Annotated in this window: 18 protein-coding genes and 1 tRNA gene; 8 read left to right on the top strand and 11 right to left on the bottom strand. The window is 35.6% G+C overall.

Annotated features, from left to right (window positions below; translation table 11 throughout):
* Positions 1-49 precede the first annotated feature (49 nt).
* A complete protein-coding gene (locus PI23P_RS06060; protein ID WP_018945256.1) occupies positions 50-1069 on the top strand; it encodes a glutamine synthetase beta-grasp domain-containing protein in 1020 nt (339 codons plus the stop codon).
* A gap of 50 nt (positions 1070-1119) precedes the next feature.
* Here PI23P_RS06060 and PI23P_RS06055 read toward each other — a convergent pair whose 3' ends face one another.
* Entirely contained in the window at positions 1120-2070 is a 951-nt protein-coding gene (locus PI23P_RS06055) for a calcium/sodium antiporter (protein WP_018945255.1), read from the bottom strand.
* Between the two features lie 266 nt (positions 2071-2336).
* Here PI23P_RS06055 and PI23P_RS06050 point away from each other — a divergent pair, with 266 nt between their 5' ends.
* The 5 genes from PI23P_RS06050 to PI23P_RS06030 all read left to right on the top strand — a co-directional run bounded on the left by PI23P_RS06050 (position 2337) and on the right by PI23P_RS06030 (position 5608).
* The gene (locus PI23P_RS06050; RefSeq protein ID WP_004569879.1) at positions 2337-2498 is read left to right on the top strand and encodes a hypothetical protein; all 162 of its coding nucleotides are present in this window, start codon (positions 2337-2339) and stop codon (positions 2496-2498) included.
* Between the two features lie 13 nt (positions 2499-2511).
* Entirely contained in the window at positions 2512-2742 is a 231-nt protein-coding gene (locus PI23P_RS06045; RefSeq protein WP_004569878.1) for a putative signal transducing protein, read from the top strand.
* Between the two features lie 60 nt (positions 2743-2802).
* A tRNA-Arg gene (locus PI23P_RS06040) sits at positions 2803-2876 on the top strand.
* A gap of 188 nt (positions 2877-3064) precedes the next feature.
* Positions 3065-4264 (top strand): serine hydrolase domain-containing protein, encoded by a 1200-nt coding sequence (locus PI23P_RS06035; protein WP_238299987.1) that lies wholly within the window; start codon positions 3065-3067, stop codon positions 4262-4264.
* Positions 4265-5242: 978 nt separating this feature from the next.
* A complete protein-coding gene (locus tag PI23P_RS06030; protein WP_004569875.1) occupies positions 5243-5608 on the top strand; it encodes a DUF2237 family protein in 366 nt (121 codons plus the stop codon).
* Between the two features lie 56 nt (positions 5609-5664).
* On the opposite strand, the gene PI23P_RS06025 is transcribed toward PI23P_RS06030, so the two are convergent.
* From PI23P_RS06025 to PI23P_RS06005, 5 genes are all read right to left on the bottom strand, one after another.
* The gene (locus tag PI23P_RS06025) at positions 5665-5937 is read right to left on the bottom strand and encodes a hypothetical protein (RefSeq protein ID WP_004569874.1); all 273 of its coding nucleotides are present in this window, start codon (positions 5935-5937) and stop codon (positions 5665-5667) included.
* A 2-nt stretch (positions 5938-5939) separates the two neighbouring features.
* On the bottom strand, positions 5940-6215 hold the full coding sequence (locus tag PI23P_RS06020; RefSeq protein ID WP_004569873.1) for an ATP-dependent Clp protease adaptor ClpS: 276 nt from the start codon (positions 6213-6215) through the stop codon (positions 5940-5942).
* Between the two features lie 22 nt (positions 6216-6237).
* On the bottom strand, positions 6238-7071 hold the full coding sequence (gene prmA / locus PI23P_RS06015; RefSeq protein WP_004569872.1) for a 50S ribosomal protein L11 methyltransferase: 834 nt from the start codon (positions 7069-7071) through the stop codon (positions 6238-6240).
* Between the two features lie 79 nt (positions 7072-7150).
* Positions 7151-7909, bottom strand: coding sequence for a triose-phosphate isomerase (gene tpiA, locus PI23P_RS06010; RefSeq protein WP_004569871.1), 759 nt, complete (start codon positions 7907-7909; stop codon positions 7151-7153).
* 119 nt (positions 7910-8028) lie between these two features.
* Positions 8029-8499, bottom strand: a complete 471-nt coding sequence (locus PI23P_RS06005) for a TlpA family protein disulfide reductase (protein WP_238299986.1) — start codon at positions 8497-8499, stop codon at positions 8029-8031.
* A gap of 113 nt (positions 8500-8612) precedes the next feature.
* On the opposite strand from PI23P_RS06005, the gene pyrF reads away from it, so the two are divergent.
* A complete protein-coding gene (pyrF, locus tag PI23P_RS06000; RefSeq protein WP_004569869.1) occupies positions 8613-9422 on the top strand; it encodes an orotidine-5'-phosphate decarboxylase in 810 nt (269 codons plus the stop codon).
* A gap of 72 nt (positions 9423-9494) precedes the next feature.
* Here the strand turns inward: pyrF and PI23P_RS05995 are convergent, their stop codons facing one another.
* The 5 genes from PI23P_RS05995 to PI23P_RS05980 all read right to left on the bottom strand — a co-directional run bounded on the left by PI23P_RS05995 (position 9495) and on the right by PI23P_RS05980 (position 17749).
* Positions 9495-11111, bottom strand: coding sequence for a RagB/SusD family nutrient uptake outer membrane protein (locus PI23P_RS05995; protein ID WP_004569868.1), 1617 nt, complete (start codon positions 11109-11111; stop codon positions 9495-9497).
* Positions 11112-11136: 25 nt separating this feature from the next.
* The gene (locus tag PI23P_RS05990; RefSeq protein WP_004569867.1) at positions 11137-14259 is read right to left on the bottom strand and encodes a SusC/RagA family TonB-linked outer membrane protein; all 3123 of its coding nucleotides are present in this window, start codon (positions 14257-14259) and stop codon (positions 11137-11139) included.
* Positions 14260-15334: 1075 nt separating this feature from the next.
* The gene (locus PI23P_RS05985) at positions 15335-16645 is read right to left on the bottom strand and encodes a glycoside hydrolase family 16 protein (RefSeq protein WP_238299985.1); all 1311 of its coding nucleotides are present in this window, start codon (positions 16643-16645) and stop codon (positions 15335-15337) included.
* 330 nt (positions 16646-16975) lie between these two features.
* A complete protein-coding gene (locus tag PI23P_RS12610; protein WP_018945253.1) occupies positions 16976-17140 on the bottom strand; it encodes a C1orf53 family protein in 165 nt (54 codons plus the stop codon).
* Positions 17141-17200: 60 nt separating this feature from the next.
* Positions 17201-17749, bottom strand: a complete 549-nt coding sequence (locus PI23P_RS05980; protein WP_004569865.1) for a DUF4136 domain-containing protein — start codon at positions 17747-17749, stop codon at positions 17201-17203.
* A 167-nt stretch (positions 17750-17916) separates the two neighbouring features.
* On the opposite strand from PI23P_RS05980, the gene PI23P_RS05975 reads away from it, so the two are divergent.
* Positions 17917-21417, top strand: coding sequence for a methylmalonyl-CoA mutase family protein (locus tag PI23P_RS05975; protein WP_004569864.1), 3501 nt, complete (start codon positions 17917-17919; stop codon positions 21415-21417).
* Positions 21418-21509 lie beyond the last annotated feature (92 nt).

Genomic DNA, 21509 nt, shown 5'->3' with positions numbered 1-21509 from the left:
AAAATATTTCATTTTTGTGGAATTAACAATATGCACTCAATTATTTATTATGGCAAGAATTAAATTAGAATATATTTGGTTAGATGGTTACACACCAACTCAAAACTTAAGAAGTAAAACCAAGGTTGAAGAGCACGAAAACTTTCAAGGGACCATAGAAGAGTTGAGCCTTTGGTCTTTTGATGGTTCTTCTACAAAACAAGCTTCAGGAGGAGCATCTGACTGTATTTTAAAGCCTGTTGCTATTTATCCAGATCCTAAAAGAATCAATGGTTATTTAGTAATGAATGAAGTAATGAATGCTGATGGCACTCCACATATTTCTAATGCACGCGCTACAATTGAAGATGATGACGAAGATTTTTGGTTTGGATTTGAGCAGGAGTATTTCATTATGAACACTGAAACTGACTTGCCGTTAGGATTTCCAAGAGGTGGTTACCCCGCTCCACAAGGCATGTATTATTGTTCTGTTGGTGGTAAAAACACCCACGGACGTTCTTTTGTTGAAGAGCATGCTGATTTGTGTATTGATGCTGGATTGAATTTTGAAGGAATCAATCAAGAAGTTGCCTCTGGACAATGGGAATATCAATTATTTGCAAAAGGAGCTAAAAAAGCAGGAGACGAAATTTGGGTGTCTCGATACTTATTAGATCGTTTAACAGAAGGCAAAGGAATGTATATTGAGTACCATCCAAAACCTTTAGGAAAAGATATGGATTGGAATGGATCTGGAATGCACGCAAACTTTTCTAATAGCATTCTAAGAACCTGTGGTTCAAAAGAGAAATATATTGAGATATGTGAAGCTTTCCGCCCAGTGGTAAAAGAGCACATTGCGGTGTATGGAGAACACAACGATCAACGTTTAACTGGTGATCACGAAACTGCATCTATCCACGATTTTTCATGGGGAGTTTCAGACAGAGGAGCATCCATTCGCATTCCAATTATCGTTGTAGAAAAAGGATATAAAGGTTGGCTAGAAGACCGTCGTCCATCTTCAAATGGAGATCCTTACAAAATTGCTTCAAGAATTATTAAAACAGTAAAGCCGGTTAAATAAGGGCGATATTTAAATACAAAAGCGCTTACCTTTTTTGGTAAGCGCTTTTATTATGCAGTCGTTTGAAAAACTAAATAGATAAAAAAAGCGTAGCCTAAGAATAAAAAAGCGCCTTTAAACCTTCCGATCATCAACTTTCTAGGAAAAAAAACTAAGGGTAATAATACTAGTGAGAAACCTAACATCCAAAAAATATCTCGTGATAAAATCTGAGCTTCTGTTACAGGAATCTCTTTAATCAGTGCCGTAAGCCCTAAAACGGAGGCAATGTTAAAGATATTGGATCCAATCAAGTTCCCCAAAGAAATTGCCTTCTCACCTTTTAGCGCTGCAATTACAGATGCAGCTAGTTCCGGTACACTCGTGCCAATAGCGATCATTGTAATCGAAATTACTCCCTCGCTCACACCACTCTTTGTAGCGATCTCTTTTGCACCATCCACTAAAAAATCAGAGCCAAAATAAAGCGCAAGTCCCCCAATACAGAACCAAAGCCCTATTTTAGCGAAGCCAGCCTCTGCAAGCGCTCCATCCACCACCTCTGAAGATACCAGCTCTTTTCTAGCATCCCGAATCAATATAAAAAGAAAAAGAACCAACCCTAACAACAAGAGCACTCCTTCCAGTTGGCTCAAAACGGAATCGTTGCTTAAAAAATAATACAACAGTACTGAGAAAAACATCATCCCAGGCCAATTTAGCTTGTAAAAACCTTTGTCTACTGCTATTGGACCGATCATCGCTGTAATGCCTAAAACAAGCGCAATGTTCGCGATGTTTGAGCCAATTACATTGTTTAATGCGATCGCAGGAGAGCCATCTAGTGCAGCTTGCAAACTCACTAATAATTCTGGTAATGAGGTTGCAAAAGACACCACGGTCATTCCAATGACCATTTTGGATATTTGCAGTTTCAGGGACAAGCTAATGGATGCTCTTACCAAAAACTCACCCCCTAAGACTAAAAGTAGTAGCCCTACAATTACATAAAAAATGCTCATATTCCTTGTTTTCGACAAAGATACATTTTATGCCTTTGTGCCGAAAGGAAAAAATATTCGCATCGGTTCGTATTCTTAGATAGGCCTTAAACAATTCCACTTTTAAAATAAAATTTAAACACTATAAACCAAAACTTTAAGCGCTTCGTTATTGCCTATCAACTAATCATCCTTGCAAACGAATAAGACGGTTCCTCTACTGTTTGTGTTTTTCACGAAAAACATAGCTCACTCCTTCATTTATTTTCATTAAATTTGAGTCAGAAATGAAACCAATGAAACTGCGATTTTTCAAACTGATTGCCAAAGTGAACAAAACTGTGCTGCCTTCTTTTACAAAAAAAGGACTTGATATTTCAAAAGCATCAAAAGCACAACTTGCGCTTATAGGATGGAGAGCATTTGTTACTCAAAACTCATTAGACTAAAAAAAGAAAAAACATGAATGAAACCTACACCAAAGTTTTTACAGACAATGCCATTTTAGTAAATAGATTATATAGCCTGCTAAGTGAAGCGGGAATTGATGCTAGAATATCTGATCGAGTAGAGTCCGCAAGACTCGGTGGTTTTGGTGTGCCCGTAAATTCTGTGGAACTATTTATCTTCAAAAAAGACGTAGAAAAAGCCGAACCGATCATTGCTGCCTATAAATTAGAAATTAATTCATAAAAAAATGCAATCCCCTTTCTATATTGGGAAAACTCTGCTATATTTGCACTCTTAAAAATCGGCCCTGTGGCGCAACTGGATAGCGCATCTGACTACGAATCAGAAGGTTACAAGTTCGAATCTTGTCTGGGTCACATTCAAAAAACGCAACTACTTAGTAAATAAGGGGTTGCGTTTTTTTGTACCACTACTTTTAAGAGATATTTCACCAAAAAGAAAAAAAAGGATCAAAATCTGCGATTTTTAATCATGTAACAGCATTTAAAAAAAGTTCATTGGTTGTTTCAAAATGATTGTTAACTTGCAAGTTAAAATTAGCACATTGCATTTACCTAAAAAAAGTAAAATTCTATTCTCAATATGCTTCCTTTTTTTAGCTGTATTGTTATTTATTTCAAACACATCGCACTCTAAGAATACGGAAGTGCATGTTAAAATTCCTCTAAAGGAAGATCCTAAAATAGCACCTCTAGAAATTCTCGCACGGTATCCAGAAAAAGAGACACAAAGAGTACATTTTAAATTAGATTCCTTGTTGAAGCGCATTCATAAAAGACACGATTTTAATGGAGCTATACTCGTTGCAAAAAATGATAAGATTGTCTACCAAAGTCAGGTAGGAACCGCAGACTTTAAAAAGAAGACACTGTTAAAAAAAGAATCTACCTTTCAATTAGCCTCTGTTAGTAAGCAATTTACAGCAGCGGCAATCATGCTGCTAAAAGAAAGAAACCTAATTAAACTTACAGACACCGTAAATACCTATTTTCCAAACTTCCCTTATGAAGGAGTAACGATTCAAAATCTATTAAACCACACCGCTGGCTTGCCCAAATACTTTTGGATTGCTGAGCACAAATGGCATCAAAAAAAAGCACCTACAAATACAGAAATGATCGCACTGCTAGCAAAAAGTAATGTGCAGCGATTTTTTAAGTCAGGCCGTAATTTTGATTATTCCAATACGGGCTATTTTGTATTGGCTTCAATTGTAGAAAAAGTCTCTGGCAGCTCTTTTAGTTCTTTTTTAGAAACAAATATTTTTGAACCACTACAAATGAAGAATTCATATGTGTACAGTTTTGAAAAAGACCCCCTGAAGAAAGGGCAACTAGCGGGGTATCGCTTATACAGAGGGTGGCGACATTTAAAAATACCAAGCACCGTGAACGATGCCATTGTGGGTGACAAAAATGTGTACACCAATACAGAGGATTTGTATAAATGGACTCTTGGGTTGAATACAGGAAAACTGCTTTCCAAAGAATCATTGGATCTAATGTACTCAAAAGGAAAGACAGTATACGGAAGAGAGGTTCCGTATGGATTTGGTTTTAGAATTGATACCAAGGTACAAAACAGTATTTATCATTACGGAAAATGGAATGGATTTAGCACGGCACTTATAAAGTACTTAGATGATGACCTCGTAGTCATTATATTAGAACATACCAGCTATACTGCCATAAAAGCACTCAACAAAAAAATAAAAAACATCGTGGCTGAAAGTTTTGGTATTTAACCTTACTAAGAACTACTTCAAAAACAAAAAGCCCCAGCTCTAAACGAATTGAAAACTTAGTATCTCAAAGCGAAATCGGAATATTTTTCAATGGCAACAATGCTGCAAATACTATTTTTAATGATACTTTGAAACAGTTCCCACAACTTTCGTGTGCATTCTTAATATCCATATCTTGCCCTGAAAAGCTACATTTACCACTGTATTTAATGCTTGACATATTCGAAGTAATGTTTGTGTAAAGAAACTCTTAAAGCCTGTTCATTTTAAGTTTTTTACGATCTTGCTGCTTATTGTCACCAATTAATTTTTTAATCATCTCTTAGAACTGTTGCTAAAATAAATTTTTAGCAGTCATTATTTTTCTAATCTTAATGCGCGCCCTTTTTTTAGATGCATTTGAAATTTCTAAAGGCACTGCTAAAAATAAAATAAATATTTTTGCTAGCTGCAAAATTATTTTTATCCTTTTCTCGATTGTTGTGATATGACTTTATGAATATTCTTTACAAAATGGCTTAGATAATTATAGAAATCGACTTCAGCAGTCCAAATATAGCCCATAAAAAGCGCGCTATTAACTTTACTGATGACAGCGCAATCCTTTCCTCTTTATTACGATCTCAATTTTCTAAAAAATCAGAAGTAAACACCTCTAAAACGCCAAAATATTTGATGGTTCAATACATATAGTCACCTTTTGAAAATGTCTTAAAAGGTGCTCCATTCTACTTCAATATTAAATTTACATCTCGTATCTAATTGGCCGAATCTTTGTTCACTTTAATTTTCTTTAGATTCATCTTCCCTATTCGCAGGATCTGAAATTATAAAAGCATTCCCAGCCTTGGGCTAACCTATAGACATCTCCCGTAATTTTCAATACATAGGATCCTACAGATATTTTTAAAAGCATGCATCTTTAGCGTTATAACTGCAACTATTTTGCATAACTTTACACTTAAGAATTTTTAAGCTATGGAATTAAATGTATTTGGAGACCCACTAATTTCTTGTTGCACAGCCCCAGCAACTGGTTACTTTAGAGATGGTCTGTGTAGAACAATTTCTCAGGATTCTGGTACACATACTGTTTGTGCGATTGTTACTCGAGAATTTTTAGAGTACTCAGCATCTCAAGGAAATGACTTGATGACACCCGTACCCTATTGGAAATTTCCTGGATTGGAACCAGGAGACCGCTGGTGCTTGTGTATCTCTAGATGGCTACAGGCAGAGAAAGCAGGAAAAGCACCCCCTATCATTTTGACAGCCACACACGAAAAATCTTTAAAATATACTACACTGGAAGTCTTACAGCGCTATGAGATCAAAGCGCCCTAATCTATTGTGTTTGGTTCTTCGAGCAATTTCAATAATCACTTTGAAACATCAGAAATTTAATCTAAATATTGCTTAATCGCAATTCGGTGGGCTGGATTACCTTTGTCATAATCGGTTACTAGCAATTCTAAGATAATCGCAGGATGTACACCAATCTCTTTATTATTATTATACTTTGAAACGTAGAGATTATACGTTGCCTCTTTTTTTTCAAAAATTAAAAAATGCGTGTCATTCAATGAAGAATAACTTATTTCGTTGTTGAAAAACATCCCCGAAGTATCCATAAAAAAATCTGAAAACTCATAATATTTAAATACATTATCCATGCTTATATCAATTCTGCAGACAAACCTAATTGCAACAACTTAGAGCACCTTGGCTCTAAATCTTTAAACTCTCCGGATTTTACGCTACATTTTCCTTTGTAATGGACCAGCATTGCACACTGTTCCGCCTGTTCTAATGTATGCTCACAAACATCCATAAGAGAATTTATCACATGATCAAACGTATTTACATCATCATTGTGCAATACAATCTCGTGTTGAAAAATCTCTTTTTCTAAAACATCAACTTCTTCCTGAATTTTTTCTTTTGTGCTCATGTATAAAAATAAAAAATATTTTTTAATTATTATATTTTAAGGCAACCCAATTGTTTCTTTCAATCGTTGTTTCTAGTTTCAAACCATACTTCGCAACAACTGCATCGATTGTAGGAATATCTTCTTTATAAAAACCACTTAAAAGCAACACCCCGTTTTCGTTCATACAATTGGCATATACCTCCATGTCCATCAATAAAATATTTCTATTGATATTGGCAATAATCACATCATACTTTTTATCTAATAGCAGTGCGGCATCTCCTTCGTATACTGTAATATTTTTACACTCATTGCGCTCCACGTTTTCAATTGCATTCTCGTAACACCAATTGTCAATATCAATGGCATCCAAAGGATTTGCTCCTTTCATTTCCGCAAAAATTGCTAAAATACCTGTTCCGCACCCCATGTCTAACACTTTTTTACCTTCCAGCTCTAATTGCAACAAATGTTGCACCATCATATGTGTTGTTTCATGATGTCCCGTTCCAAAACTCATTTTTGGCTCGATAACAATGTCATATTTTAAATTTGGATTTTCATGAAATGGAGCACGAATACTTACAAGATCATCTACTTGAATTGGATTAAAATTCTTCTCCCATTCTGAATTCCAGTTGGTCTGAGCAACCTCACTTTGGGTATATTTGATAGAAAACTCTCCAGAATCCAATACAAAAATAGCATCTAAAATATCAGTATTCCATGCATCTTTTTGAATATATGCAGTGACGCCATCTTCGTTTTCTACAAAACTCTCAAACCCCACACTTCCCAACTCTGCAATTAAAATTTCAGTAGTTGGCTCTTTTGGAGAAAGTATAAAATTGTACTCTATATAAATATTATCCATAATTAACAAATCAAAAAAAATGCATCAAGATGTTTAAATCCCAATGCAAATTTATTATAATTAAATCTAAATGTACTGTTTAAATGGCATTAATAATTCCAACAAAATCAGCGACACTTAAAGCTGCTCCTCCAATTAAACCACCGTCTACGTCTGGCTTCGAAAAAATCTCCTCCGCATTTGATGGCTTTACACTTCCTCCGTATAAAATTGATACAGCCTCTGCCACTGCTGTACTGTATTGCTTCTCAATAATACTTCTAATAAACGCATGCATTTCTTGCGCTTGGTCTGCACTTGCCGTTTCTCCTGTACCAATTGCCCATACCGGTTCGTATGCCAAAATGATACTTGACCAATCTTTTCCTTCTAAATGGAATAAAGCATTTTTTAATTGACTTTCTACCACTGCAAAATGATTGCCTGACTTACGATCTTCTAATACCTCTCCAAAACAAAAGATTGCCTCCATTTCTTTTTCTAGAACGGTATTCATCTTTTCTGCAAGTGCCGCATCTGTTTCATTAAAATACGTTCTTCTTTCTGAATGTCCCAGAATTACGGTTGCTACCCCAATTGCTTTTAACATGTCTGCAGAAACCTCGCCTGTATACGCGCCATTTATAGCTTGATGCATGTTTTGAGCAACGACTTCTATTTTCGATTTTTTCGCAGCTTTTACGGACGCTGATAAATTAACAAATGTGGGTGCAACGATTACACGCGTATCCTGTAATGGATTCTCTTGAATCGCTTTTTTTAATTCTTTAATTAAGCTTTTGCTTCCCTCTTTGTCTTTATTTAACTTCCAGTTCCCTGCAACAATCTTTGTTCTCATGTTTATAAATTTAAAGCCTTTCAAGCTGTTTTTAATGATAGTATGTATCGTAAAATTAAGGAATGCAGTGCTATTTTATCCTTAGAAATAGAAATAGTTACTAAAACGATTTATATGCACTATTTCAAAGCATTTCCAACAGCACTCTCTGAGGCACTTGTCGCATTAAAAAGTGTAATTTTTCCAAGTTCATCAATTACCAAATATCTCGGAATCCAACTTAAGCCAATAAAATCGACAAAAGCACCCGATTTCATTCCCTTAGGAAGCTGGTAATGCGCTCCTTTTATTTGAAATCGCTGAATTCCATTTTTCCAAGCATTTTTACTCTTGTCTACAGATAGAAACAAAAAAATCACGTTAGGGAAACTATTTTGAAGGTTTTTAACGGCAGGCAATCCTTTCACGCAATCTTTACACCAAGAAGCCCAAACGTCTATAAGTACTTTCTTTCCGCGATACTTTTTAAGTAGCTCTTTCAAAGAAACCGTACGGTTGTCAATAGTGTAAACCTTTGATTTTAGGACGATTTTAGAAAATTGAGTCGGCTCCTCTGCACTGCAACCTACCAGGAAAATTATAAAAATCAAAGCTATTTTTCTTAACATTCTGTTGGTATTGTCTTATGGTTCTTTCTTCTTTCCTTCAAAAACTTTCAAAGTAAAGTCAAATTTAAGTATTTTTGTCAAACTTTAAATAAATTATGACGACACAAACGCTTGTAGCAGAAATAAAAAAGAAAAAATCCTTTTTATGTATCGGATTGGATATAGATTTAGAAAAAATTCCGCCACATTTATTATCTGTGGAAGACCCTATTTTTGAGTTTAACAAGTCGATTATAGATGCTACCCATCATTTGTGTGTTGCTTATAAGCCCAACACTGCTTTCTACGAGGCTTACGGTTTAAAGGGGTGGAGCTCTTTAGAAAAAACCATCCGATATCTCAATAAAAATTATCCTGATATTTTCACGATTGCTGATGCGAAAAGGGGGGACATTGGCAACACTTCATCCATGTATGCCAAAGCATTTTTTGAAGATTTAAAGTTTGATGCGATTACGGTTGCCCCATACATGGGAAAAGATTCTGTAGAACCTTTTTTAGCATTTCAAAATAAACACACCATACTTCTTGCCTTAACTTCGAATGCAGGTGCTTTTGATTTTCAAACAAAAAAAATCAATGAAAAAGAGGTGTACAAACATGTTTTAGAGACGTCAAAATCCTGGAAAAACTCTGACAAATTAATGTATGTTGTAGGTGCTACAAAAGCTGAATACTTTAAGGAAATCAGAAAAATAGTTCCACATTCCTTTTTATTGGTTCCTGGAGTTGGCGCACAAGGCGGAAGTTTACAAGAAGTTTGTAAATATGGTTTGAATGAAAATATTGGTTTGCTCATAAATTCTTCGAGAGGAATTATTTACGCTTCTAAAAATAAAGATTTTGCAGAAAAAGCTGCATTCGCAGCAGGAGTATTGCAGCATGAAATGGAACCATTCATATAAAGAGACCAATTTATTGTTCATTAAAAAACCACCTTAAAAAGGTGGTTTTTTAATGAACAATAGGGACTTTTTCTAATTTTGATCTGCTTGAGTCAAATTGGGATTTGCATTTATTTCCGCTTGAGGAATTTTCCAAATCCAATCATTATTAATAGATGGTTTCGCTTGTATAAATCCGTCTTGATACAGCTCTAAAGAAGCCCCAGAATTTGTTAAGTCAATACCTTCATCCCAACGAATGTGGTCGTGCCAACTAAAACCTTCTCCATATAACTCGAGACGTCTTTGAAATTTAATATGCCCCATTAGTAATTCTTTGGTATTATAAATGGTAACGTCATATGCATTATCTCTTTCCTCTCCTAACGGTTTTAATGCATTTTGTGCACCTGCTATATCCTCCATCATTGCTTCAGCTTCCGCTTCTATTAAATACATTTCCGAGGCTCTCATATAAATAACATCATCAGGATCGATTGTTCCTGGATTTTTATTTCTAAACTTTACATGCATAAACGGGTGTGTATTATGTCTGCTCGTTACGCCCCATTCACTTATTATTGCTGCTTTAGCAGCATCGAAAGATGCCTCATCATCGTAATTAGGATCGGTTAAATAACTACCACCTTTACCATTAGATGCCGATCCATTTGTGTTCGGTGCCAAAGATAAAAACAAATCAGCTCTGTAATCTGAATTGGGAATTAAATTGTAAACTTCTGAACTTATCAATTTTGGATTGCCTCTATTTTGACTTCCTTGAAAAGTAGGAGAAATATAATAGAAATAAGAACGGAAGAAAGTAGTTTCAGATGGAATTACTCTTCCGCCCCAAATAACTTCAGATAGGTCAGTTGTATTGAAGCCAGATTTCCATGCTGCTTCGTTTATAAGCTCATACCCTGCGCGGGCCTTTACAGCTGCGTCTGCGGCAGCTGCCCAATTCCCTTCAGACAGCGCTACTCTTGCTTTAATTCCGTAAGCAGCATTCAAATTTAATTGTGATTTATCTTCTCTTGACGAAGCATTTTTAAAATATTCAATTGACTGCGCAAGATCCGCATTTACTTGATCATAAATTACTTGAACTGTAGATCTCGGCGCACTTGTATAAGGCGCTTCTGTTTCATACAATAATGGAACTCCAGCATCTGTAATAGGATTTCCAATAAGGTATCCTTTTGCATATGTTGAAACCAATGAATGGTATGCCCAAGCTCTATACGCATGTGCTTGTCCCAAGATATTATTCATATCTGCATCTTTTGTTAAGCCTTCATCCTCAACTTTATTAATAATAGCATTACAGCTTGCAATGAAATGATATCTCTGATACCATAACTGTTCAACGGTAGTGCTTGTCTCTAAAGTATGAGTATTCCATTGTAATTCAGCGGTCATCCATCCATTTGCTGGCGCAGAATGAATTAAATCACCGGATAATACATCGAACATCGGAATCCAATACTGCATTCCTGCTCTACTACTACTACCTCCTGGAATGATACTCGTCTGGGCATACATTAATCTGTGAAGACCATTTAAAACTAAAGCCATATTCGCTGGAGTTGACAAAGCATCAGCAGCAGCAATCGCATCGGTTGGTTTCGTTTCTAAAAAATCCTCGTTACAGGATGTCATCGTGATTGTCAAAACCACAAAGAGCAATAAACTTATTTTTTTTAACATGATTGTTATATTTTATTTTTATTAATTAAAAAGACACATTTAAACCAAAAGTTATAATTCTTGATGGATTATAATCATTCCCAGATCCAGTACCTGCTAAATTATATTGAGGATCTAAACCTGTTCTTTTACTTTTCAAGAATAAGTTTTCTCCTGCAACATAAAGTTTAAGCGTCTTTACGCCAAGTTTATCAGACACGGTTTCGTCAAACGTATACCCAATATTTGCATTTTTAAGAGCTAAAAAAGAAGCATCTGTTAAAAACCTTGTAGATTGTGTTTGCACTTGTTCCGTATTTCCAACCTCTAATCGAGGAACATCTGTGATGTCTCCTGGTTGTTTCCATGCATTTAATGCATTTGGATGATAAGAGTCACCGAAAGATCCTGAGTGCATCATTGCAGAATATCCATTATCTAAAAAGTCACCTCCAATACCGTAGGTAAACAATAAATCTAGCGTAAAGCCTTTATAACTAAAATTATTAGAAACAGAACCTAAAATATCAGGAATTGTACTTGCATCCGCATAAGCTCTCTCCGCATCCTGCCAGTCGTTCGTTGTTTCATGAACTCCTTCTGCATCTAAAACGGGCACTCTTTTACCATCTTCATTATCTTTATATTTGAAATATAAAGCATCACCGTTCGCTGGGTCTACACCGGCAGACTGAAAAATAAAGAAGTCATATCTAGATCTTCCTTCTTCCCATCTTTTTGAACCGCTAACAAAAGGATCTGGTAAATCTGTAATTTCATTTTTAAAAGTAGATCCCTGCAAAGTCAAGTCCCATTTAAAATCCTTATTATTAATTAAGTGACCTGTTAAACCAAGCTCCACTCCAGAGTTAAAAATATCCCCTGTATTAAATGGTGCTGTATTAATTCCGTTACTTAACGGAATAGGCAAATTATAGAGTAAATCCGTTGAATTTTTTTTGTAGTATTCTACAGAACCTTCTAAGAAATTATTAAATAAAGAAAACTCTAAAGCGACATCATAACTTCCTACAGTTTCCCAAGTTAATTCATTATTTCCAAGATTAGACAAGGCTAATGCTGGCGCTCCTGCATTCGAAGTTATTGTATATACTGGCTGAGAAATAAAGAAGTTGCCTAAGTTATCATTCCCAACTTGACCGTAAGAAGCTCTTAATTTAAGACGATTTACGAAAGGAACATTCTTTATGAAATCTTCTTGATCTAACCTCCAAGAAGCACCTACTGAATAAAAAGTACCCCACCTTGCGTCTGTACTAAAAACAGATGAAGCATCCCTTCTTGCAGAACCACTGATATAATATTTATTATCAAAATTATAATTTAACCTTCCAAAATACCCTTCTACTGTTTTTTTAGTACTGGAACCACCTACTCTTACTGGAATTGCAAAATTATCGAATTCGTAAATACCTGACGCTGTTTCTGTTGTTGACAAACCGTTATTGCTCGAAAAAGCTCTGTCATAGCTTTCATGTCCTAGGGTAAGATCAAAATTATGAACATCATTGAAAGACTTTGAATACGTTAAAACTTGAGAAATATTTTGTACGTCTCTTCTAAACCTTGTTTCTCCGTATCTTGCGGTTGGCTGTCCGTCTCCTACAATCGGGTTTTCATAGCTTTTATTAATTCCTTCATTAATATCTCTACCATAGTTCAATCTAAGATTCAAACCTTCCATAATTTCAAAAGCTGCGTAATATCTAAAACCGTACGTATTATCTCTATTCAATTCATCATTTAAAATAGCTTCCGCTATTGCATGACGTCCTGGGTTGTTAGGTCTTGAACCTTGGTTTAAGGAAAAATCCCCTTCACCTACATCATAAATAGGGTTTCCAGAAGCGTCTAGAATTAAGTTACCTTCCAAATCGTTCATGTAAACAGGATATATAGAACCCATATTCTTCGCAAATCCAAAAGGATTGGCAATACTTCCTCCTCTTGACGGTGGTCCTTTAGATTCTGAAATAGAGATGTTTGCACTTCCTCCCAGAGACAACCATTTATTCACATCAAAATCAGCATTTATACGAGTTGTAAGACGGTCAAATTTAGAGGTTATTACATATCCTTCCTCTTCTAAATAAGAGGTTGAAAAAAATACTTTATGATTATCTCCTCCAGAAGCAATACTCACCGAATGATTCGATCTTGCACCAACTTGATCCAAAGCATCATACCAGTCTAGGCTTTTATAAATAACTTTAGCATTCGGATTCAATTGACCATCTGTGCCTACAATTTGATCATTTGGTACATTGAACGGATTGTATCCTAAACGACTGTATATTCCTGCCGAAGCTTGCGCTGCCGTATCTGAGCCAGATAAAGAGTTCTTATAACCTTCCCACATTAATTCATAGTACTCCCCTGGGTTTACATAATCATATGCTGAAACCCCTCTAGTAACCATACCAAATTGACTGGAGATATTTACTCTTGTTTTCCCTTTTACTCCAGACTTAGTTGTAATAAGCACTACACCATTTGCTGCACGCGCACCATATAGTGAAGTAGAAGCACCTCCTTTTAAAATTGTTAAAGAAGCGATATCATTTTGATTTATTGTATTTAGTGCGCCCTCATATTGCATTCCATCAACAATGTACAAGGGATCAGATGAACCATTTAACGTACCCACACCTCTAATTATAATTCCTGGAGATGAACCTGGTTGACCCGAAGCGGACGTAAACTGCACTCCTGTTGCCTTTCCTTCAATTGCCGCAATAGGAGAAGTAACATTTCTTAACGCTAAATCTGCCGTGGTAATGACACTTGCTGAACCTGTAAAAGCTTCTTTAGTAGTTGTACCGTAGGCAATTACAATAACCTCGTCTAACGAATCAATCTTTTGTTCTAAAAGAACGTTCACAAGATTAGAATTACCTATTACCTTTTCAACCACTTTATATCCTAGATAACGAAAAATCAAAACATCTCCTTTTTTTGCAGATATTGAGTATTTTCCACTAAAATCAGTTTCTGAACCGACCTTGGTTCCCTTCACCAAAACACTCACACCAGGCAAAGATCCTGACGAATCTGAAATAGTACCGGTAACCGTTTTTTCTTGAGCAATCGCAAGCTGCACAATAAACGCTAAAAAGAGCGTTAACATTCCTTTCAATATTTTCCTCATTTTTAATTTATTTGAATTAGTTTTAACAAAAATGGTGATTAAACTTTAAAAGAAATAAAAAATTAACATTAAATTGTATTTCGAAAGTGATTTTATTGTTCGCTCACATACTAATAATATTTTATTAGTAAAGTATTTCTTTAAAAACATCAAAAAGCAAACTACAAAATAGTGGAAAGTATCCTTTAATTTTATAAATTGAAGAAACTAAAAACCAAATGAAAATCATCAATCACCTTGCATAAAAAAATGATTGTATTTTGTAAGAGCGATCATTTAAGCATCAATTTGTTTCTCTTTTAAAGCTTGCCCTTCGAGAACTAATAAAATAAAATTAAAGTCCTACCTCTTCAAATATAATCTTCGTATTTTTTTTTTAAAAGTGTGTGGTACTATAATTATAAAATTAGCATCGTACTTATTTGAAAGAGAAATTGGGTGGAAGGCAAAAAATTAAATTATTCTAACCTTCGTCTACACTCTTTTTAGCTTGAAAATTCTACATTACAAGTGATTAACCCAATGTGTGTTTTTTAAAGTGAAAAATATAAATAGTAGTAGTAGTAGTAGTAGTAGTAGTAGTGCCTAAAAGAATTTGCTCTTTACTGTTAAAATAAATTTATTTCATTGCCTTGAGAAAATTAACATTGCTGTTTTACTTTAGCTTCTGTAGCCCTCCTTAAAACCAATACGCCTCAACTTACTTAAATACCATTTCCTAATGTACATCTACCTTTTTCTACTCCTTGTAATTCTTCTTAAAGCAAAATTTACGCTTCTAAAAATAAAGATTTTGCAGAAAAAGCTGCATTTGCAGCAGGAAATGGCGTGTATTTTAGAGGAAATTTAGAATACTTTATATTATAAATTACAGCAAAGAATTACGATTCCTTTCTACTTTTAAAAGAGCATACTGTTAGATAAAATTAATACATCCTAAAAAATGCATATTTTACGATACACAGCTGATTTCCAATAACATCATCATGACGATAATAGTTCTGTTTTCCACCTAATCAATGCTTTTAAGCATATCTGTAGATTGTTTTATTTAAGAACCGGGATATACTTGCATTTAATTTAAACCAACTTTAAAAACTGGTAGCGTTGCTTTCTGGTATACTCGCACGTAATCTATCTCCATTGCACTTTCTGTAAATTCTGGAGTTATATTTGGAAGAATCGCAAGATTAAGTAACAGGTATTGGGGTGCATCATAGGGCCAATTTTCAATGTCTTTATTTTCAGGATTGTAGGTGTAATGCACAATTCCGTCAACACTAAAGATCATTTTATCCGCACTCCATTCCAAACTATACATATGAAATTCTGAAGATGCATTGCGAATCCCTCTACCTCCTTTATTCACAGTACTTCCAAAACTAGAACGGTTGTGCATGGCACTTTGTACAAAATCTTGGTTGTCTCCCCAGTGCTCAATCAGATCAATTTCTCCGCAGTCTGGCCACGCTGTGGTTCCGAAATCAGTATGCCAATACCCGCCAATTTCAGTAATATTTTGACCTAACAACCAGAGTGCAGGAAACGTTCCTACGCCAAAAGGCATTTTTGCTCGAATATCCACTTTACCGTACGTAAAAGCAAATTTTGAATTTAGTCTCGCCGAAGTGTATTCTTTTGTTACCTTATTGTCATCCGTATACCTTTCCTTCTTCGCTAAAATTTTTAAACTTCCATCACTTACATAAGAATTTGCTTGTCTTGCAGTATAGTGTTGAATCTCATCATTTGCCCAAATTTGCCCGTCTATTATAGGCCGTGTTTGCTGAAACCATTTCTCTGATGCAATGGCTCCATTCTCATTAAATTCATCTGACCAGACCAAAGTATCAAACACAGAACCGCTTATTAAGAACCCGCCATATAAAAAATCGTCGATATAAGCCAGCACCGCACTCTTATTATTTTCTCCATTAATCTGAAGCACGATTCTATTGAAATCTTTTCTTAAAATTGGATTTATTGAATGTGAATCTAAATTGACGTGCGTGTCGTTCTCAAAATCAAAGTGTATCGTTTGCCATTCGTCTAAAGTCACCGTTTTTATAATTTCACTTTGTTTACGCCAGGGAGCTGCATCGGTAGCATCTTGCAATTTCAAAGAAATCTGATTCGCTTCTTTCCCTGAAAGACCGTTTGAAGGGATGTACAGTTTCAATGTGAATATATGTTTCTCTGATAAATCAAAATTTACAGGAACATCAAATCTTATATTCGCATAATCACCTCCCGTATCTGCGTATTTTAATACGGTTTCAGAAGTATTAACAGCTGTTTTAAATTCGTTTGAAAAAGAAGTGTCTATACCACAATTGTCGCCAAACCAACTTGAAATGGTAGCGCTTCCCGTGGAGTTGTCGTCCATTGTTTGTGCGGCACAAAGCAAATTAATAAATAAAAAAAACGAACCTAAAAAAAATCTCATAATATTTAGCAATTTTATCCCTCAAATAAAGGCCCTTCAAGTTTAGCAAACAAAATAAACACCCATACTAAAGCTCTACAAAGGAAAAAAAACAATGCCATCAAATTTTCATAACTCGCTGTAAACCTGAATTTACCACTATAACCAAGCTAAGTCTGTTCGTCAATTATAAAAAGAACAAGCTCACAGGGCACTTTTCTCAAGATTACAAAAAATAAAAGGAGCATATTGCATACTTCTTCTTGAAGTTTTCATTTTAACAAATTTTCTTTATTTAAAAGTATCTGTCTTTTTATCGTAACCATAAGGACAGTGCTTGCATCCATTTTTACAACAATACCCTCTTCTTAAATGAAACTGGGCTGTAAAAACTCTGTACCCTTCTACAGTTTCGTAATAATCGCCTTCTAATAATGGTATTCTTTTATTGTGCATTGAACAAAAATAATATATTCGAGCATAAAAAAAGCGCTCAATAGAGCGCTTTTTAAAAATTTATTTATTTCTTCCCGGCGGAAATCTCGCAATAATTTCCTTTACAAATTCTTTGATTCGAACTTCTTTCTTTTCTCTATTTTGAACTTTCAAAGCCCCAGTTCCAACACCTTGCCAAACCAACTCTTTTTTCTCTTTGTCGATAAAGTCTATGAACAGTGTACCCTCTGTATATTGAGAAATATTTACATTGTTATTGTTTAGACCATTGAACATCCAAGGATTCCAGCCCCAACCATATCCGTAACCGAAATTATTATTTTGATTGACGTTTACTTTTTCTCTAGACTTTGTGAAAATACTGACCAATATGTCTGGATTCTCAGATTTCATAAACCCAAGAAGAAGAAGCTCTGACTCAATAGCTTTTAAAATTCTTTTTTTATCTAAGTCAGAAATTACTGCCTTATCAATTCCTGTTTTATAAAAAGCAAAGGTTTTGTATACTGTAAAGTCGACTTTATTGTCATAATCTGTGGACACTTTGATCGCACTGCAAGAAGAAAGAGTAATGGACAGTAGTAATAAAACTAGTTTTATATTTTTCATTATAATGGATTTAGTAATATATATTAAAGATACCAACAATTATGCCGTCCTCAAAACAGAATAAAACAAAACGGGTGATTTTCTTCTAATTTTTAAAATGACAAATAATTGGATATATTTTTATGATTTTCGTAAGTTGCAGTTCTAAAATCAAACTTTTATTACGAATGGAACAAGTAAAATCTTATAAACCCACCTATAAAGTGCGCATTGTAACTGCCGCAGCACTATTTGACGGCCACGATGCTGCTATCAATATTATGCGTAGAATCATTCAGTCTACCGGTGTGGAAGTTATTCATTTGGGACATGATAGAAGTGTAGAAGCGGTGGTCAATTGCGCCATTCAGGAGGATGTAAATGCGATTGCCATTACCTCTTACCAAGGAGGACACCTTGAATACTTTAAATATATGTACGATTTACTGCAAGAAAAAGGTGCTGGACACATAAAGATTTTTGGTGGTGGCGGTGGCGTTATTCTTCCAGAAGAGATAAAAGAGCTGATGACCTACGGCGTTACCAGAATCTATGCCCCTGACGACGGCCGAGAATTGGGCTTGCAAGGAATGATCAACGATTTGGTTCAGATCTCAGACTTTCCTCTAGGAGACACTTTAAATGTTTCTATGAAGCAATTAGCAAATCAAGATGCTGGGAGCATTGCCAGAGTTATTTCCTCAGCAGAAAATTTTCCCGAAGTTGCCAAAGCCACTTTGGCTAAAATTCATAAAAAAAATAAAAACTCTAAAACACCAGTTTTGGGAATTACGGGCACTGGTGGTTCTGGAAAATCTTCATTGGTAGATGAATTGGTGCGTCGGTTTCTAAGTGACTTCCCTAACAAAACCGTGGGTTTAATTTCTGTAGACCCTTCAAAAAGAAAAACTGGAGGTGCCCTATTAGGAGATCGAATTCGCATGAACGCTATTAATAATTCTCGTGTGTACATGCGCTCTCTAGCTACCCGCCAATCAAACTTGGCCCTGTCTAAATATGTAAATGAAGCCGTGCAGGTATTAAAGGCCGCCGAATTTGATTTGATTATTTTAGAAACTTCCGGAATCGGACAGTCGGATACAGAAATTATCGAGCACTCTGACACTTCTTTGTATGTGATGACACCTGAATTTGGAGCCGCCACCCAATTAGAGAAAATTGACATGCTCGATTTTGCAGATTTGGTAGCCGTAAATAAATTTGACAAAAGAGGTGCTTTAGATGCGGTTCGAGATGTTAAAAAACAATACATGCGCAATAATAATTTGTGGCACATTCATCAAGACGATTTGCCAGTTTTTGGCACGATTGCCTCCCAATTTAATGATCCTGGAATGAATACTTTGTACAAAAGTATCATGGATACATTAGTAGAAAAAACAGGAGCTGCTTTAATTTCTACCTTGGAAATAACGCAAGAAATGTCTGAAAAAATATTTGTAATTCCACCTGCAAGAGTGCGATATCTTTCTGAAATTGCAGAGAGCAACAGGGCCTATGACAAAACTGTTGAAGCCCAAGTTGTGGTTGCACAAACCTTGTACGGCATTCAGCAAACCATTTTATCCTTGGGAGATCCTGCATGGTCTAATACTGTCGAAAACTCCTTATTAACAAAAACTGGCCTAGATGAAAAAGAGATTCTTCACCATGCCATAAAAGACACGTTGCCTTTAAATCCTGCAGCAGGAGCGGAAGATGACGCAGCATCTCAGCTCTTCTTCGTCAAATTATTGCTCGCACAATTTGAAAAAGTAAAATTAAATTTAGACCCCTATAATTGGGCACTTATTTTAAACTGGAAAGAAAAGGCACAACGATACAAAGATCCAACATATACCTTTAAAGTTCGAGATAAAGAGATTCATATTGAAACACATAGCACCTCCTTATCACAATCTCAAATACCCAAAATCAGTTTACCAAAGTATACCGCTTGGGGCGATTTGTTACGTTGGAATTTACAGGAAAATGTTCCAGGAGAGTTTCCATATGCAGCTGGACTCTATCCCTTTAAAAGAACCGGAGAAGATCCCACAAGAATGTTTGCTGGAGAAGGCGGACCAGAAAGAACAAATCGCAGGTTTCACTATGTAAGTCTCGGAATGGATGCAAAACGTCTTTCAACAGCCTTTGACTCGGTGACTTTGTATGGAAATGATCCTGGACGCCGACCTGACGTTTATGGTAAAATAGGAAATGCAGGAGTTTCTATTTGCTGTTTAGACGATGCTAAAAAATTATACTCGGGTTTTGACTTAAGTCATCATATGACCTCTGTCTCTATGACAATTAACGGGCCTGCACCGATGTTGTTAGGATTCTTCATGAATGCTGCCATTGATCAGAACTGCGAAAAATACATTTTAAAAAATAAATTAGAAAAACAAGTTGAAGCAAAGTTTAAAGAAATCTATGATTCAAAAGGACTCGAAAGACCCGTATATCAGGGAGACCTACCAGAGGGAAACAATGGCTTGGGATTGCTATTACTAGGTCTTACAGGAGATTTAATTTTACCTTTTGAAATCTATCAACAAATAAAAAAAGATACGTTGGCACAAGTGAGGGGAACGGTACAAGCAGACATCTTAAAAGAAGACCAGGCACAAAATACCTGTATTTTCTCCACTGAATTTGCCTTGCGATTGATGGGAGATGTGCAAGAGTATTTTATTGAAAAGCAGGTACGAAACTTTTATTCTGTTTCCATTTCTGGATATCATATTGCAGAGGCGGGTGCAAATCCAATTACACAACTGGCCTTGACACTCTCTAATGGATTTACTTATGTAGAATACTATTTAAGTCGTGGAATGGATATTAATAAATTTGGGCCCAACTTATCATTCTTCTTTTCAAACGGAATTGACCCAGAATACGCTGTAATTGGGCGTGTTGCACGTAAGATTTGGGCAAAAGCAATGAAGCATAAATACGGTGCCAATGCGAGAGCACAAATGTTAAAATATCACATCCAAACTTCTGGACGTTCACTGCATGCACAAGAAATTGATTTTAATGATATCCGAACAACCTTGCAAGCCTTATATGCTATTAATGACAATTGTAATTCTCTGCATACAAATGCCTACGACGAAGCAATTACAACTCCTACCGAAGAATCTGTAAGAAGGGCTATGGCCATTCAATTAATTATCAACAAAGAGTTGGGATTGACAAAAAACGAAAACCCAATTCAGGGTGCTTTTATTATCGAAGAATTGACAGATCTCGTTGAAGAAGCTGTCTTGTTAGAATTCGATCGAATTACAGAACGTGGCGGGGTTTTAGGCGCCATGGAAACCATGTATCAGCGTTCTAAAATTCAGGAAGAAAGTTTGTATTACGAAACTCTCAAACACAACGGTGAATTTCCCATTATTGGGGTAAATACGTTTTTAAGTTCTAAAGGATCCCCAACGGTGCAACCTGCAGAGGTTATTCGCGCAACGGAAAAAGAAAAACAATTCCAGATTCAAACAAAAGAGAACCTCAACAAGGCAGACCCTGAAAAAGTAGCACAGCAAATTGCAATTTTACAAGAAGCTGCAGTGCAAAATGAAAACTTATTTGACAAACTAATGGAAGCTACTAAGGTGTGTTCTTTGGGACAAATTACCGAAGGGTTGTTTAAAGTTGGCGGACAATATCGCAGAAATATGTAAGCTAAAAACTGCTCGTATCTTTGATCGCAGTCTCTAAAAATCCGCATGAATAGTGCGGATTTTTTATCTTAAATTAAGCCATTATAATTGCG

This window comes from Polaribacter irgensii 23-P, from assembly GCF_000153225.1.
Classification (GTDB): domain Bacteria; phylum Bacteroidota; class Bacteroidia; order Flavobacteriales; family Flavobacteriaceae; genus Polaribacter; species Polaribacter irgensii.
This window is presented reverse-complemented; position numbering and strand designations above follow the sequence as displayed.

Coding starts and splice junctions, on each gene's coding strand:
- PI23P_RS06025 (WP_004569874.1), bottom strand. CDS start 5,937: ATGGATAATGTATTTAAATATTATGAGTTTTCAGATTTTTTTATGGAT.
- pyrF (WP_004569869.1), top strand. CDS start 8,613: ATGACGACACAAACGCTTGTAGCAGAAATAAAAAAGAAAAAATCCTTT.
- PI23P_RS06020 (WP_004569873.1), bottom strand. CDS start 6,215: ATGAGCACAAAAGAAAAAATTCAGGAAGAAGTTGATGTTTTAGAAAAA.
- PI23P_RS06055 (WP_018945255.1), bottom strand. CDS start 2,070: ATGAGCATTTTTTATGTAATTGTAGGGCTACTACTTTTAGTCTTAGGG.
- prmA (WP_004569872.1), bottom strand. CDS start 7,071: ATGGATAATATTTATATAGAGTACAATTTTATACTTTCTCCAAAAGAG.
- PI23P_RS12610 (WP_018945253.1), bottom strand. CDS start 17,140: ATGCACAATAAAAGAATACCATTATTAGAAGGCGATTATTACGAAACT.
- PI23P_RS05990 (WP_004569867.1), bottom strand. CDS start 14,259: ATGAGGAAAATATTGAAAGGAATGTTAACGCTCTTTTTAGCGTTTATT.
- tpiA (WP_004569871.1), bottom strand. CDS start 7,909: ATGAGAACAAAGATTGTTGCAGGGAACTGGAAGTTAAATAAAGACAAA.
- PI23P_RS06045 (WP_004569878.1), top strand. CDS start 2,512: ATGAATGAAACCTACACCAAAGTTTTTACAGACAATGCCATTTTAGTA.
- PI23P_RS05995 (WP_004569868.1), bottom strand. CDS start 11,111: ATGTTAAAAAAAATAAGTTTATTGCTCTTTGTGGTTTTGACAATCACG.
- PI23P_RS05980 (WP_004569865.1), bottom strand. CDS start 17,749: ATGAAAAATATAAAACTAGTTTTATTACTACTGTCCATTACTCTTTCT.
- PI23P_RS06050 (WP_004569879.1), top strand. CDS start 2,337: ATGAAACCAATGAAACTGCGATTTTTCAAACTGATTGCCAAAGTGAAC.
- PI23P_RS06030 (WP_004569875.1), top strand. CDS start 5,243: ATGGAATTAAATGTATTTGGAGACCCACTAATTTCTTGTTGCACAGCC.
- PI23P_RS05985 (WP_238299985.1), bottom strand. CDS start 16,645: ATGGACGACAACTCCACGGGAAGCGCTACCATTTCAAGTTGGTTTGGC.
- PI23P_RS06060 (WP_018945256.1), top strand. CDS start 50: ATGGCAAGAATTAAATTAGAATATATTTGGTTAGATGGTTACACACCA.
- PI23P_RS05975 (WP_004569864.1), top strand. CDS start 17,917: ATGGAACAAGTAAAATCTTATAAACCCACCTATAAAGTGCGCATTGTA.